This is a genomic window from Pseudomonas sp. SIMBA_068, from assembly GCF_046534705.1.
Lineage (GTDB): Bacteria > Pseudomonadota > Gammaproteobacteria > Pseudomonadales > Pseudomonadaceae > Aquipseudomonas > Aquipseudomonas putida.
The window spans coordinates 1-371 of record NZ_JAWRYI010000126.1; the positions used below are offsets into that span (position 1 = coordinate 1).

Genomic DNA, 371 nt, shown 5'->3' on the forward strand with positions numbered 1-371 from the left:
GTGCCGTCGTGGTGCCAGGTGTCGCCGCTGACATGAAACTGGGTGACGTGATGAAGGCGGAAAACGCCGATTTCGGCATCTCGTTCTGCGGCAGCGGCGGCGCCGGTGCTATCACCGCTCAGAACAAATATGGCTATAAAGCAAAGCATGGCATGCGTTCTGTCGACGAAGGCGTCACCGCCATTAATGAAGGTGCCACGGTGCTGGGCTTCGGCTTTATGGATAAAGAAGAGTTAGGTGAGCGGCTGGTGCAGGCCTGGAACAAGAAGCACGGCAGCTGATTATGAAAGAACAATACGTTACCCAGGTGACGGTCGAGGGCAAAGGCGACACCAAAGCGAAAGCCTTTGCCGATGCCCTGAGTCGTGTGC

1 protein-coding gene is annotated in these 371 nt (G+C 56.3%); it reads left to right on the top strand.

The window, feature by feature from the left end; genetic code table 11:
• On the top strand, positions 1-281 hold a 281-nt coding region (locus tag SB756_RS28480; RefSeq protein WP_410912847.1), incomplete at its 5' end, for an SFCGS family glycine-rich protein.
• Positions 282-371: the final 90 nt, after the last annotated feature.